The organism is Leptospira noguchii serovar Panama str. CZ214, assembly GCF_000306255.2.
In the GTDB taxonomy this organism is placed as follows: domain Bacteria; phylum Spirochaetota; class Leptospiria; order Leptospirales; family Leptospiraceae; genus Leptospira; species Leptospira noguchii.
The window spans coordinates 108,877-123,019 of sequence record NZ_AKWY02000019.1; the positions used below are offsets into that span (position 1 = coordinate 108,877).

At 34.2% G+C, this 14,143-nt stretch carries 10 protein-coding genes and 1 tRNA gene; 4 read left to right on the plus strand and 7 right to left on the minus strand.

The annotated features are described in order from the left end of the window. Positions 1-225 precede the first annotated feature (225 nt). Positions 226-1,278, minus strand: a complete 1,053-nt coding sequence (locus tag LEP1GSC059_RS08035; protein WP_017213874.1) for an SMP-30/gluconolactonase/LRE family protein — start codon at positions 1,276-1,278, stop codon at positions 226-228. 150 nt (positions 1,279-1,428) lie between these two features. Here LEP1GSC059_RS08035 and LEP1GSC059_RS08040 point away from each other — a divergent pair, with 150 nt between their 5' ends. After that, complete coding sequence (locus LEP1GSC059_RS08040) at positions 1,429-1,686, plus strand: LIMLP_16025 family protein (RefSeq protein ID WP_002179824.1); 258 nt, start codon at positions 1,429-1,431, stop codon at positions 1,684-1,686. Positions 1,687-3,146: 1,460 nt separating this feature from the next. Here the strand turns inward: LEP1GSC059_RS08040 and LEP1GSC059_RS08050 are convergent. Together LEP1GSC059_RS08050 and sixA are read right to left on the minus strand one after the other, a co-directional pair. Continuing rightward, positions 3,147-3,218 (minus strand) — tRNA-Pro (locus LEP1GSC059_RS08050). A gap of 148 nt (positions 3,219-3,366) precedes the next feature. Continuing rightward, a complete protein-coding gene (gene sixA, locus LEP1GSC059_RS08055; RefSeq protein ID WP_004419694.1) occupies positions 3,367-3,849 on the minus strand; it encodes a phosphohistidine phosphatase SixA in 483 nt (160 codons plus the stop codon). Between the two features lie 209 nt (positions 3,850-4,058). Between sixA and LEP1GSC059_RS08060 the strand changes: the two genes are divergently transcribed. From LEP1GSC059_RS08060 to LEP1GSC059_RS08070, 3 genes are all read left to right on the plus strand, one after another. Next, complete coding sequence (locus tag LEP1GSC059_RS08060) at positions 4,059-4,973, plus strand: ABC transporter ATP-binding protein (RefSeq protein ID WP_002180060.1); 915 nt, start codon at positions 4,059-4,061, stop codon at positions 4,971-4,973. Between the two features lie 121 nt (positions 4,974-5,094). Beyond that, a complete protein-coding gene (locus tag LEP1GSC059_RS08065) occupies positions 5,095-5,790 on the plus strand; it encodes an ABC-2 family transporter protein (protein WP_337587747.1) in 696 nt (231 codons plus the stop codon). An 83-nt stretch (positions 5,791-5,873) separates the two neighbouring features. Next, the gene (locus tag LEP1GSC059_RS08070; protein ID WP_002179855.1) at positions 5,874-7,385 is read left to right on the plus strand and encodes an HDOD domain-containing protein; all 1,512 of its coding nucleotides are present in this window, start codon (positions 5,874-5,876) and stop codon (positions 7,383-7,385) included. Here the strand turns inward: LEP1GSC059_RS08070 and rsmA are convergent. From rsmA to LEP1GSC059_RS08090, 4 genes are all read right to left on the minus strand, one after another. After that, positions 7,382-8,287: a 16S rRNA (adenine(1518)-N(6)/adenine(1519)-N(6))-dimethyltransferase RsmA gene (gene rsmA / locus LEP1GSC059_RS08075; protein WP_002179728.1), complete on the minus strand. Its 906-nt coding sequence runs from the start codon at positions 8,285-8,287 to the stop codon at positions 7,382-7,384. The genes LEP1GSC059_RS08070 and rsmA overlap by 4 nt on opposite strands. After that, positions 8,250-10,397 carry a ComEC/Rec2 family competence protein gene (locus LEP1GSC059_RS08080; protein ID WP_020980582.1) on the minus strand — a complete coding sequence of 716 codons (2,148 nt, stop codon included), beginning with the start codon at positions 10,395-10,397 and terminating at the stop codon, positions 8,250-8,252. Before LEP1GSC059_RS08080 ends, rsmA begins: the two co-directional genes overlap by 38 nt. A 959-nt stretch (positions 10,398-11,356) precedes the next feature. After that, positions 11,357-12,325 carry a tryptophan--tRNA ligase gene (gene trpS, locus LEP1GSC059_RS08085; RefSeq protein ID WP_002179805.1) on the minus strand — a complete coding sequence of 323 codons (969 nt, stop codon included), beginning with the start codon at positions 12,323-12,325 and terminating at the stop codon, positions 11,357-11,359. Beyond that, positions 12,322-14,139: a hypothetical protein gene (locus LEP1GSC059_RS08090; RefSeq protein ID WP_017213880.1), complete on the minus strand. Its 1,818-nt coding sequence runs from the start codon at positions 14,137-14,139 to the stop codon at positions 12,322-12,324. The genes trpS and LEP1GSC059_RS08090 overlap by 4 nt, the downstream gene beginning before the upstream one ends. Positions 14,140-14,143: the final 4 nt, after the last annotated feature.

Sequence of the window (14,143 nt, forward strand, 5' to 3'; positions counted from 1 at the left end):
GAATTTGTTTTCAAAAAAATCAGAATGTGGAATTTCTTTTAAAAAAGTCAATAAATCGGAGTTAAATGCAATTTTTTGAAAACATCACATCTTTGATAAATCGATCTGGAACTTTTGATACTATTTTCATACACCCGAGTAGTTTGAATTTTATTATAAGTTTCTAATGGGTTCGTTTATATTTTTCTATATTTTTGGACAAACTCGAAATTAAAATTTATCATTTTAATCTGAATTAGTATATTTACAATTTAGAATATACGGATTGAATACTTGACCTATATATAATTTCCCTTCGAAAGGAATTGCAGTGCTTCCGGCTGAAATTAAATCTCCCGGCGTAGCAAACACTTCCTTAAAGTTTCCGTCTGAAGAAATTCGAAATATTATAGTTGGGGATAAATAGTCTGGATTGCCTATGTGTCTTAAAAATTGATATCCAGAACCGTGGGTGACCGCAAAAATTCTACCTTTTGAATCTATTTCTAGATTGTCAGGTCCAAAGTTAATTAGAATCTTTTTTGGTTCTCCAAGTATCGGCTTTCCCTGTTCTCTGCGGATTTGAAATTGAAATACACTTTTATCCATATAGCCAGACCGATATAGAAATTCGTTTCCTTGTGAATCTTTTGTATATAAAATTCCGTTTCCGAAAGAAAGGGGATTACCTAGGTTTGACCAAGTTTTACCGTCATAGTAAGAAATTTCTGAGCGTTTGATTTGAAACAGATCATCCCAAAGATACTTTGGGATGTTTCCTTTTCCATGATCATTGGAAAGATAAATTTCACTTTCTGATACTACTGAAAGATCGTTTGGACTTGTTAGTAATGGGTCTGTTAGAGTTCCTACATGAGCCCATTCTTTTCCCTTTCGTTCAAAAATTTCGATTGTATGAATCTTAAAAAATTCTGGATGAGAAATTACGTAAAGTCTGTAAGTATTTTTGGTTTTAAGAAGACTCATTCCATGGGGTCGAAAGTTGGGAGGATATTTTACCGAAATTTCTTCAGGAGTTGCAGAGGGATTCTTTAAATCGATCCTAAAGATTTTTCCGGTTTGGTTTTTAATTCTTCTTTCGTGACTTGAAATATAGAGAATTTTTTCTTCCCGATCGATCGCCAAATCTTCGGGACCTGGAAGCCCTTCGATCCTTTTACAGTCCGTTCCGGAAGGGCTGATTTCTACTCCACAATTTAAAAGCCCAAAGATGACAAATAAGATTATTCCTAAAAAAGAAAGTAAGTAATCCTTACTTTTTTCTGTCTGTTTTAACAATGTGTATTGCAGCGTCCTTTTTAAATTCTTTGAACTACTAAAAAATGGGGAAGTAGGTAAGAAAAAAAGGAAAAAAGTATTTGCCATTTTTGTGCAGTGCATAAAAGTAGAGGACGAGATCCTCGAAAGCAAACTGAGAGGTAGTTATAAATGGAAAAAAAAAGATTAAATGACATAATCAACGTAGGGATTGGAGCCGTTCAGACTTCTCGTGAGATTTTCGATAAACTCGTAGATGAATTGAATGAAGGCAAAGAGAAGATCGAAGCAAGATTTGATCAATTAAAAACACAGGGCGAAAAAGATATGAGTGACAACGCCCTGAAATTAAAAGTCAATTTAGCTTGGGGACTGGTTCGTTTCGAAGAGATTCGAGATAATATCCTCAATCATTTTATCAAAAAATAAAATTTTTGCTAAGTTAAATAATTTTTATTTTTTGCTCTCTGGATTTTAAGGAAATCCATTCCAGTAAATTTGCCGTCCTTGAGAGTCTTCTTCCCGAGTTTTCGGGAAGAAGGAGTTTCTTAAATAAAGTTTCACATATTCAAATATTGAACTTGTTCCAAAACCTCACAAATCCATAAATTATAATCCTTTAGAGATTTCTAATAAACTGTTATAATTCCGCGGTTGCGCTATCTGAACGTTTACAGATTGATTCTTTAAATGTGAGAATTACCACAAAAAATAGAAGTTTATAACAATTGAATCTGTCGTATTCAAGTTTGAGAATTCAAAGTAAAACTTAAGTTTTTCTATAAAATGATGTGGGAACTACTGCAATCCACAATTTTACGAACGAATTCTAAAATTGTAGGAACTCATACGTTTAAAAAATTTTTTCTAAGTCGAACTCACGTTAAAATGGGATTTCAATTTTGATGATGGCCGCAAAACAGTGGTTTTATGCAGAAATTTGATTGGACGAGATGATTTTTTTGTAGTAGTTCCAACAATTTCCAAAGTTTAGCTGCAGATCCACGATTTGTGAGAGTTCCTACATTTATTTTTTTACGAAAAAATTGACCTAAGATAAAACAGATTTCTTATACCGAACTCACGTTATTTTACTATTTTAAATCTAAAAACTGAGCTTTCTCGATTTTAAAAGAGAATTCTGCAAATGAATTTTTTATTCAATGGGATCTCGATAAAATAGGATTTAAATTTTGATGATGGTCGCAAAATAGTGGTTTCATGAAAACATTTAATTTTACTCATCCCTATAAAATTAAATGTTTATCATAAAGTCCTGTTTCACGTAAGTTTGATAGACTCCAATGGAAAAGTAATTGAAGAATAGGGGAACTCAGCAGAACGCTCTTTCAAACTCAACGTCTTGCTTCCTGAATGCCCCCCTCATTAGAAGTACATTCGCTGAGTTTCCGGAGTTGCTCTGCAAGTTGTTCAACAGATCGAGTTCTATAATAGAATTGTTGAAAAATCAATTCTCTGCCTGTTTGTATAAAATAGAAAGAGGCAATTGAAGTAGTTTTGTTAATCTGCACTATAGAATTTTTCAACAACTCTAATAAATTAAAACTAAAAACGAAATATTGCATTATGTTTCTTTCATGCAATTTATTGATTGGAGCTGAACGCGCAGTCCGGCGACGCTCAGGTTTTCTTTTTCTGTATTCATATTATTAAAGTATAAACGATTAAATTAGATACTTATTGTGTAGTTCTGAACAATTATTTGTTTTGAAATTTTCCCAAAGTGAAAGTTATGTGAAAATAGATTAGAAAAACAGTATATTTTATTTTTCTAAATTGCTTGAAAAAAGGACTGTGTTTCGAAGAGAATTATTTGTAAACGCTTTTAAAGCCGATTTTTGTCAAAAAGTTTTGGTAAATTTTGAATCTCGGAGTGACTGGATTCGAACCAGCGACCCCTTCCCCCCCAGAGAAGTGCGCTACCACTGCGCTACACCCCGATTCTTTCTATAACAGTAAGAATTTCCTAAAAGGCTCTTCTGTAAACTTAAAAAAGAATAGATGCCTGTGTAATAGATACCTGTGAATTTCGAAATCAATTTCCGTTTAGGGAAAGAATTTCAGACGTAGTTTCTGGATCAAAAAAAATTAACAGAGAAAGTCCGGACAAACAAACCAAATGATTTGACCGTCGTGAAACTTTTCTCTAGGAACGTTGATTGCAAGTGCAGAACCTGGAGAAAAAAGAAAACTTTTTCCAACTCCGCTGATTCCTAAAAGTTTTTCTGCAAATATGGAAACGTCGGGGCTATGTCCTACTAAAAGAATCGTATCAGAGTTTGAATATTCTCGAATTATTGGACAAACCCGAGACATATCTTTACCTGCTTCTAAATAATTCAACGATTCTGTTTCTTGTTCGGGTTGAAGAATGTCCGTATAAATTTTTGCGGTGTTTTTTGTTCTTTCATAAGGACTATGATAAATCTTTGTAATTTTGAAACCGGTTTTAAAAAAGTTACCCATCTTTCGAACGTCCGCTTCTCCTTTGGCTGTGAGTGGCCTCGAACGATCCGTTCCGTCTAGAGAAGTTGTTTCCGCTTCTCCATGTCTTGCAATTATAATCTTCATGTCTTATAGAGAATTGACAGAGAATGATTCCTAAAAAATCATTGAGCCTTCTTAAATTGGAACCTAAACAGGGTCCAATAAAATTATGTTCTTCCGATTGTCTCTAAAATTGTACGTAAAAATTTCGCATTACGGGTCCGAATATCTTATAAAGAATACGGATTCTTTGAGACGATTTTAGAGAAGGCTTTAATTCCAAGGAAAAGTGCATGTCTGAATTTGCAATTGAAATCGATTCGATTCAAAAAAAATACAAGGAACAAAAGGCTCTTAAGGGCGTCTCCTTTCAAGTTCCTAAAGGTTCCGTTTTTGGTCTTCTCGGTCCAAACGGTGCGGGAAAAACGAGTTTGGTTCGAATTCTGATGGGATTTTCCAAACAAACCGAAGGTAACTTTCGTTTATTTGGACTTCCGTTCTCTATTCGATTGAGACAAAAAATAGGTTATCTTCCGGAAAAAATTTCTATTCCAGGATTTTTAACGGGAGAAGAATTTTTGACCTTCAGTGGAAAGTTAGCTGGAATGAAAAACGATTCGATTCGGCATAAGTCTAAGAGCCTTCTAGAGAAAACAGGTATTGCGGACGCGGCTTCTAAAAAAGTTTCTGGTTATTCTAAAGGGATGTTACAAAGATTAGGACTTGCATCTGCTTTGATCAGTGATCCCGAACTTTTAATTTTAGACGAGCCAGGTTCCGGTTTGGATCCGAAAGGTTATATCGATTTTCGGGAAACTCTCGTAGAAGAAAATCGGACCAAAGGCATAACAGTATTATTAAATTCTCATAGACTTTTAGAAGTGGAAAAAGTTTGTCACGAAATTGGAATTCTTAATTTAGGAACTCTTGCCGCGATTGGTCCTTTGGAATCTTTGAAAGAAGGAAAAAATAGAATCCTTATCAAATTAGAATCTATTACGTCTGAGTTAGACTCTTACATTCGTAAAATTTCCTCGGAGCAAAAAATTAAAGAAAATCAAATCGAGTTTCTTCCAATAGATAGAATTGATCTAAGAAAAATTCCAGCCGAACTTGTTGCTTTAGGAGCAAACATTTTAAAATACGAAAGAACCACGGAATCTCTTGAAGAAGTTTTCTTAAGAGTAACTGGAGGAAATGATGAATAGTTTTTCTTGGATTCAAAATCAGATTCCAAAAGTTTTTTCAATCGCATTTCTAACTCTAAGAGAAACTCTTCGAAAAAGAATCGTATATTTCATTTTTATAATATCAGCTTTATTTTTATTTCTGAATTTCACGTGTCAGATTCAGATCGGCGGTCAGAATCAATCAGGAAATCCGGATTTTCAAGTTTACGTAACTTTTCTTTTTTTTGCATTTTGGAATACTGTGCTCGCTTTGTTTCTTCCGGTTTCTCTTTTGGGAGACGAGTTGGAAAATAAAACTTATATTCCGGTTTTTGCAAGGCCCGTTTCTGCTTTGACTTATGTAGGTGGAAAATCACTGGGAGTTCTTTTACTCGTTTTTGCGAATGGAATTTTTCTGATCGGGACTTATCTCGCCAAACAACAAATTGGCGGAGGAAATTTTTCCTGGGATCTTTTGAAAGCATGTTTTACCATGTTTTTCGTTTTTTACTTTCTGATTCTTTCCGGTTTTGTAATCGTTTTAGGTTTTGGTAAAAACGTAGGTTTTTTTGGAGGACTTGCGCTTCTTGTTTTTTCTACTTTTTTAGATTTATTCATCTACGAGTCAGCGGCTGCCAGTATGGTTCAGACTTCGGATTTAAAAAAACAAATTTTAGAAGTGATTTATTGGATTCTCCCTCAAGAGGGAACTGTGTTTTTCTTTTCAAGTTCTATTCTCGCAAAAAGTCTTTCGCAGGTTCATTATTATGGAGAATATTCACTCATTCAGATTAGTGTTTGGATTTTTCTTTGTTTCGGATTTGTGAAAGTGATTCTAGATAGAAAAGAACTCTAAACGTAATACAGATTGACAAACTTTGGAAGAATCATAATTCTGTCTTGGATCTAACGATCCAAACGGAATTTGGAAATCCGTAGATGAAAATTCAGTGGTTTCATTATGAAAAGGAAGGATATTATCTTTCCGCTAAAAATCTAAACGAACCGATTGAATCTCTTAATCCTCTCTATTTAAGAATCACTCATTTTAATCAGAACATCGATAAAATCATCGGTTTTATTTTAGATCGTTATCTGCAATATCTAGATATTGGTCCTCTTCGAGAATGTATCTTTTCCATCTTAAGAGAAACTCTTATGAACGCGATAAAAGCCAATCAAAAGAGAATGGTTTTTAAAGAAGCCGGTTTGGATATTAAAGATCCAGATCAATACTTGATTGGGATGGAAAGGTTCAAGGAAGAATTGATTTCAAAAAAAGATCTCTACGCAGATCTTCTCGAACAAAACGGATTGTATGTTCTCATTACGTTCGGTTTTAATCAGAATAGTTTTCTTTTAAAGGTTTCGAATAACGTAGGAATTCTTCCCGAAGAAGACCAAAGGATTCAGGAAAGGATTTCAAAGGCTCGTTCTTATAACGATCTTTCGGAGGTTTTCGAAAATCATGGAGACGAATCGGAAGGTGCCGGTTTGGGATTAGCGATGTCGCTTTTGATGTTGAAAAACGAGGGAATTGAAGGGGATTCGTATCGGATCAAATCTGAGGAAGGAATTACTTCTGCTTATATCAAGATTCCTTTTGAATTTAAAAAAAGAAATATCAATCTCCAAAAAACTGGAGATATTTTTGCAGAGTTAGACACACTTCCTACGTTTCCAGATAATATCAATCAGATTATGAGTCTGATCAATAAACCCGACTCTTCGATTCAGAATATCACGGAACTTGTTAGTAGAGATGTATCACTTTCTACGAATATTCTAAAGTTAGCAAATTCTGCTTCATTTTCTCAAAGAACGAGAGTAGAGGACTTGGAAGATGCAATCAAGGTGATCGGACTTTCAGAATTGAACAATATCCTTTTGAGTTTGGGAACAAAAAAAATTCTAGAAGAAAAATACGATGAGTTTGAAGCGATCTGGGAAAGATCCAGTCTATCCGCCTTTATCTGTAGACGTCTTGGGGAAAGAATGGGTTGGAAAAAGCAGACAATTACAGTTTTGGTTTGTGCGGCTTTGTTACACGACGTGGGTCGTGTAATATTACTTTCTATTGATCCGAGTGTTTCAGAGAAGATATCGGAGATTTTGGGGAATAGACTTTATCCTTCTCCTTTGACCTTGGAGGAAGCTGCATTAGGGATTTCTCATACGACTTTGGGCGGAATGATTTGTGAAAAGTGGAATTTTTCGGATACAATTCGAGTTGCGGCGGAAATGCATCATAGACCTCTTTTGGTAAAAAGAGAATTTCAAGATACTGTATTTGCGATTTATCTTTCGGATATGATCATTGATATTTCCCGAGGTCTTTCCGATTATTCTATGATACAATCTGCGGTCCTTCAACATTTTGGTTTTAAAAAAGAAGAAGGTTTTGTAGAATTTATGGAAAAAACTCTTTTAGAATATAAAAACTTTACTTAAGATATATTCAATATCTCTGATATGTAAATTGAAAGAATTTTTGCGGCTTCGTGAAAAACTTGCGATTTTAGTTCTTCAGGTCTTTTGTCTAAGTTTACATCCACATGTTTTAGGGCTTTGAAACATTCGGCGCGAAATATTTGTTCAGAAAAATTTTTGGAAGAATAAACTTCCAAAGGTAAAGACTCGACCGGAGCATCTCTAAAGGACGAAGTCAGCTTTTTTCTTTTTCCCCAGAAAGCGGTTCTACAGATACATTCGAGTGCAATAAATCCGGATTCGTTTTTAAATACAGGTGAAGATTTATATTCTAAAATGGAAGAATCTACGTTTGGTTTTGGATAAAAAGCACCTGCTTTTACATCTTTTTTTAAATTCCAATTTCCGTATGCGGAAAGATAAAATTGAATCGAAGAAGGTTCGCTTGAAATCCTTTTTGCAAATTCTTTTTGTACTAAAAATGTCGCACCTTTTAACCCTTTTAAATTTTTAACTGAGTTTAGGGTAAGTTCGGAAGAAATGTAATAAGGAAGATTTCCAAAAAGGTAGGTTGAATCTTTTGAATATTCGGATAAAAAGTTGAGAGCGTTTCCTTCTCTAAGCTCAAATTCTGGAAGATATTCTCTAAGCCAATTTGAATAGATGGGATCGATTTCGAATAACGTGACTGGTTTTTGGAAATCGAGTAATCCGTGAGAGATTGCGCCTAATCCAGGACCAATTTCTAAAATTCGATCGATTTTAGAAAGAAGGTCTGAATTCAGACAATCTAGAATGGATCGGATCGCGTTCGGATCGATTAAAAAATTTTGTCCCCATTTTTTTAACGGTGCAGAAGATCTTGACTCCAGAAACTTACGGATCTCAGAAACTTTCCGAAATGGGTATTCTCTGTAACTCATCTTTTTCCAGAAACACCCAACTCTCCGTAAGCCCAAGCAGTTTTCGATTTCGATTCCAGACTTTTGAATCTTCCTTGTTCCCAAAAGGAGTTTCTAAAAGGATCCAACCGCTGCTTGTTTTTGTTTTTTGAATGAGTTGAAAGAGGGAATCCTTTTTAGTATGAAAGAATAATATTTTAGATCGATGCGAAATGGAAATCTCTCGAATCGGCTTTGACTTGAGAAAATGAAATCTGCTCTTTTGGCTCCAAGCCTCAAAATCTAAACCGGAATAAAAAATTTCTGTTTGAGGGTGATCTTGTAAACATTGAAACGCCCAGTTGAGGCAGGATTCGTCTTCTACAAAAACTTTTTTAAGAGGACGTTCTTCTGTGGAGTCGCAGTAGATTTTTTTAGAGGATCTAAATGTGTTTGAAATCGTTTTGAATCCATATTTACATTTTCCCGAAAAAATTAAAGTATCTCTGTTCCGGAATATAAAAAAGAATTTATTGTTGATGATTTTGTTTTTTTGAGGAAACCAATCCGGAGATTTGTAAAGTAATACGTGGATTCCTAAAGTTATAAGAAAAAATAAAATACAAAAAATTGGATACCATATTTCTCTGAAAGTTTTAGTTTTATATAAAGTGGAATATTCTAGATTTTGAATTTTATGATCTATATTTTTTGGTTTGTTTATCTTATCTTTGAATATTTTATTTATTGAATTTAATAAGTTGTTTTGATTTTCCCATGTAGTTTCTTTTATTTTGGTCAGAATTGGATTTTGTAAACTCGGTTTCTCTCTTTTTAGTGTTTGTGAGTTTGGCGTTTTACTTTCCATAAATGGTTCGCGTAAATTCAATACATTGTTTTCTATAGATTGTTCTGTATCTTTGAGATAATTTTTTTCTATAAAATAAGAATAGTAGAATATTTTTATACAAAGTAAAATCCAACCTGCAATTCCTATCCAGGCTGTGTCTTTCATTTCCTTATAAAAACCAAGCGGTTTGGATAAATTTTCTGATAAGTAGATTAAAATTTGAATTAAGAATTCCGTGATAGACCAAATTGGTTCTGTTAATAATATTAGTTTTGTCTTTTGTATAAGCAGGGAAAAATAAAGAATTGGGAGAAGTATTCCCGCCAAAGGAACCATGATTAAGTTGAGTAAAACAGATCCGAAACTGTAAGACCCAAACGAAAAGAGTAGGACGGGCATTGTGCCGAGTCCGGCAGAAAATGAAATCGATAAATTCTCTTTTAAAAAATAGGATATTTTATTTTCGTTCGAAAGAAAATGACAAGCGATCTTAATTGGATAAGAAAAAAAGAATATTCCCGTTACCGCTCCAAAAGAAAGACAAAATGAAACCGAATAAAATCGAGTAGGATCTACGAGCCATAAAATCCAGGCGGAGCCGAGTAATAGATCAACCGGTCGTAATTTACGAAAGAATAATCCTTGAAATAACAACATTCCCGCAAATATCCAAGCTCTTGCGAGCGAAGTCGGATAACCCAAAGCGGACAAATAAAAAAAGCCGGTAAGAAGTGGAATGATTCTAGGTATGTTATATCCTAAACTAGGTATCAAACTTAATAGTCGGAATTGAACTCCCATTAAAATTCCAAGATGTAATCCAGAGGCGGCAAACAAATGTAGAATCCCTCCTTCTTTTGCTTTTGTTTTAAATTCTTGAGAAAGTTGTTTCGATTCTCCGAAAATAAGTCCTAAAGCGATTCGATTAGAATTTTTTTCTAGTTTTGCTTCTTTTAAATCCAATAAAATTTGTTCTCTGAATTTTTCTTGGAAAATCTTTTCTGGTTTTCCAAACGGATTTTTTTGGGAAATGTTGAAAGAATTTTTTTGTGTATTTTTTTGAAATTTTTCTGGAAAAGAAGTTAAAACATATAAAAGAAATAATATTCCAAAAATAAAATATTTTGAAATTTGAAATCGTTTTTTAAAGAACCTACCGAGTGAAAATAAAAAGACTATCAAGCCAATCCAAAGTAAGGCCGTTCCGGGAAAAATTAGATCTAAAACAATTCCTGTAAGGGTTCCGAGTGAAAATTTTGAAAATGCGGAGCAGGGGATCCAATTTCTAATATGTTTTTCCATACCTTTTTACGGTTATTGGTCCAGTCGTTTTGGAAGTATTTTGACAGATTTTTTTTACTAAAAATGTGGGAACTGATAGTTGTTGCGGATAATTTTTAAGAATGTAGGGCTCTACAAGTTATCTTGAATCATCGAAGTCGGCGTTTTAAGCAAAGATGAAGTATTTTTGAGATGGTTTTTAATCACAAAAAAGAGATATTTAAAATCTATAATGTGATTTAATTTGTGGGAACTATTGCAAACCTGAGATTTTACGGTAAAAACTGTCCAATGTGGGAACTACCACATTTTGTTATTACTCGGACGCATGAAAAGAATACTTATGCTGCGCTTGTTTCAAAACTTAGCATGTGAGATTCTTTCAAAAAGCCCACAATTCTAGGTTTGGCGTAATTTTACGAAGAACTTCTAGATCTTTAAAAAAATTACCCGTTAATTTTGGATACCATTTTCATGAGTCCAGTAGTAAGGCTTTTTTTGAATTTTCAATAAAATATTAGTTCCCACAGAAACTGTTCTGCTGAATGATTTATAGCTTTTGAGATAGTTCTCACATCCATTTTTATCTTTTGTGCGAAACTTACTTTAATAAAACAAAATTTATTCTTACATTGTTGAATTATAATCCTATTCGGAACTACATAATAAATCACTTATTTAGTGGTTTACACTTTAATCATTTGAATTCAAAAAAAGAAATTTTAGGCAAATAAAAAAATTAAATGCAACAACTTCTGAACTCAACTCAAAGTTTTCTTCCTATGGGTTGTAGTTGTAGCAGCTCGCGACCGTGTTTTTTGCTCTAATTCCTAGGAATTGAAACTCAATGTTGCGGGTGCTATAGAATAATTGCTTTTGCCTTGATTATATCAAATGCACGTTAATTTAATAAAGTTCAGTAATGAGGTTAAGGTCCTGACTGTATTTTTTTAATTATAAAATTAAAATATATTTATAATCTAAAATTGATAGATTCCTAATTCTTTACGAACTCTATCTAGGACATTTGAAATTGTTTTTCGAGCTTTTGTTTGTCCTTTTTTCAGAGATTCTTCTACAAAACTTTTGTCGGCCCCTATTTTTTCTCGTTCTTTTCGATAGGGTGCAAAATAATCCAAGGTATCCTGAAGAAGTTGTTTTTTTAGATCGCCGTAACCAGTTCCTGGAGTTAAAAACTTTTGTTTAAGGTTTTCTTTTCCTTGGGCATCTAAAAATAAAGAATGAATCGCATAAATATTACTTTTAAAAGGATCTTTGGGCTCATTGATTCCGGCGGAGTCAGTCGTAATAGACATTATGGATTTCTTAAGTTCTTTTTCGGAGTCGAAAAAGTTAATCGTGTTTCCATAAGACTTAGACATCTTTTGACCATCTACACCCGGAACCAAAGCAGTCGTTTCGTCGATTTCCGGTTCGGGAATTTTAAATACCTGACCAACTTCTCGATTGAAAGTAGAGGCAATATCTCTAGCAAATTCTAAATGTTGTTTTTGATCTTTACCAACTGGAACTCGATCGCTATCAAAACCTAAAATGTCCGCCGCCATCAAAATCGGATAAAAGAAAAGCCCACCTCCTGGATGAAAACCTTTTGCCACTTTATCTTTATAAGAGTGTGCTAAACTCAATTGATTGACTGAAATAGAATGACTCAGATACCAAGAGAGTTCTGTTACTTCAGAGACGGAAGATTGAAGCCAAAAAGTACATCGATCCGGGTCGATTCCAAGTGCAAGAAAATCACAGGCGGCGTTAAACGTATTTTCTTTTTGTTTTTCCTTTGAGGAGAATGTGGTTAAAGAATGTAGGTCAGCAATAAAACAAAATAAGTCCGTCGAATCCTGGTATTCTTTAAGCTTTCGAATGACTGAGAAAAAATTTCCTAAGTGAAGTTTACCGGAAGGTTGGACCCCAGTGAGAATCCTCATGTTTCCTCCGTTCGTTTTGTATCGTAAGATTTACCGGCAAGTCTTTCGTATTCTTTTGTTAAAGATGCAAGTTCTGTATCGATTTTTTTATGTAAGGTTAATTTAGTGATCGTGAGTTTATCTTTGTAAATTACGGCGTAGTTGTAGAGAAGTTTTGCCATTTCCAAAAAGGCGAACTCCAATGTTTTTCCGTTCAGTCGATTTCCAGAAACGATCATAGAATCACAATAAGGAATAAACCTATGAAGGATTTTGATTTCTTCGATTACCTTCTCTTTAGAAACTAAAACTCTTTCGTTCAATTTGCCCGAAGTTTCGTATTGTTTGGCGAGTAAATGGTTTTCAACGAGAATATTTATCTTTTCCGCGAATTTGCCCATAAAACCCGCAGCGTCTCCGATCAATTTTAAAAGATTTTGAGTGATCTGATCTTCTACTCCTACTGTTGAAGTCGTATGTTCGTTGTAAGTCGCAAAACTATACTGAAAACTAGGATATTTTTTATTGAATGCATCTAAAAGACGAAGCAAGTTATTGATTTGTTCTATATCACTTTTAAAAAGACCGGGAAGCATGATGATTACGTCTCTACTTTGATTTTTAGAACCTACTTTGACCGTTCCTTCTAAAATTGGAGCGAACGAGGCTTGAAAATCTCTAAGTAATAAATACATCAATTTATGAGGCGTTCCTTTAAAAGAAGATTTAAGAGATGCAGACTGCATGTTTTCAGGAACGTGATTTTCGAAATAATCATCTACGATTAGATTCAAAAAGTCGAAATTCATTTTTCCTTTATCATCGATTTTAAAATATCTTTCTCTTAGACCTTGCAATTCTTCTTTTCTATTGAGCCTGGTCTGAATATCGTCTGCAAGACGAATCAAAGTAGTCTCTACTTCTTTGATAATATCTGGAGATCCTTGAAATTTAGTTTCGTTAATCGGAGGAATGTTGAGTTGTTGAACGACTTCATCCCAAGTGATCATACGTTTGGTGGCAACGATATGAAACGCTCGGATCGCATCGGACATTTTAGGTCTTCCGTCTTCTAAGTTTACTCCGTAAGTAAGTCCCGCCATAATTTGAGGCATTTTAGGAACCAGTTTTTCGTCTTTGCGAATCAGTTCGGGAACTTCTGTCATAACGATGTCTTTACAATCCGCTCGGCTCAAATGTCTTGCATAATAAAGTTCTAATTTAGTTGCACGGTTCAAAAATATTTCAGGAGAAATTTGGTCGATAAACAAACTATCCAAAGTAATAATACTGTTGAGAAGTTTATTAAAATTTAATACTACGTTGTATACGAGAGGTTTCCAATATCTCCAACCTTGTTGTTCGCAAAATCGAAGCGCTTGGATCGTAGCAATGATTTGATCTTCTTTCAAAAATTTGAATAGATTATGAACTCCCGAAGAAACTTGTAATTTTCTACCTAAAAAACCTACGTCCATTGTTCCAGATTCTTTGGCGAACTTATTGATGGCAGGATTTCCTCCAAATAAATTTGTTAAAAATCCTATCCCAGCGGAAGAAGATTCGGTTTTTCGAGGGATTTTAGCGGGGCTTTTGGAAGTAGTCGATTTTTCTGCTGTCTTTTTAGACTTGTCTTCGTCTTCGGATTTTTTGTTGTCTTCTTGTCTTTTTTTCTCGAACTCTTCGTCTACCTTCTTCATCAAATCGATACGAATAAAAATGTCGTTCGACTTCTGGATTACTTCGTCGATTTTTTCCTGATGTTCGGGGCTTCTCTGTTTTCTATAGAGATCCGCGAATGTTTTATGGGCGTCGGTCCTTGAACTTCCAGACAAGAGA

Coding starts and splice junctions, on each gene's coding strand:
- LEP1GSC059_RS08040 (WP_002179824.1), top strand. CDS start 1,429: ATGGAAAAAAAAAGATTAAATGACATAATCAACGTAGGGATTGGAGCC.
- sixA (WP_004419694.1), bottom strand. CDS start 3,849: ATGAAGATTATAATTGCAAGACATGGAGAAGCGGAAACAACTTCTCTA.
- LEP1GSC059_RS08060 (WP_002180060.1), top strand. CDS start 4,059: ATGTCTGAATTTGCAATTGAAATCGATTCGATTCAAAAAAAATACAAG.
- LEP1GSC059_RS08070 (WP_002179855.1), top strand. CDS start 5,874: ATGAAAATTCAGTGGTTTCATTATGAAAAGGAAGGATATTATCTTTCC.
- rsmA (WP_002179728.1), bottom strand. CDS start 8,287: ATGAGTTACAGAGAATACCCATTTCGGAAAGTTTCTGAGATCCGTAAG.
- LEP1GSC059_RS08080 (WP_020980582.1), bottom strand. CDS start 10,397: ATGGAAAAACATATTAGAAATTGGATCCCCTGCTCCGCATTTTCAAAA.
- trpS (WP_002179805.1), bottom strand. CDS start 12,325: ATGAGGATTCTCACTGGGGTCCAACCTTCCGGTAAACTTCACTTAGGA.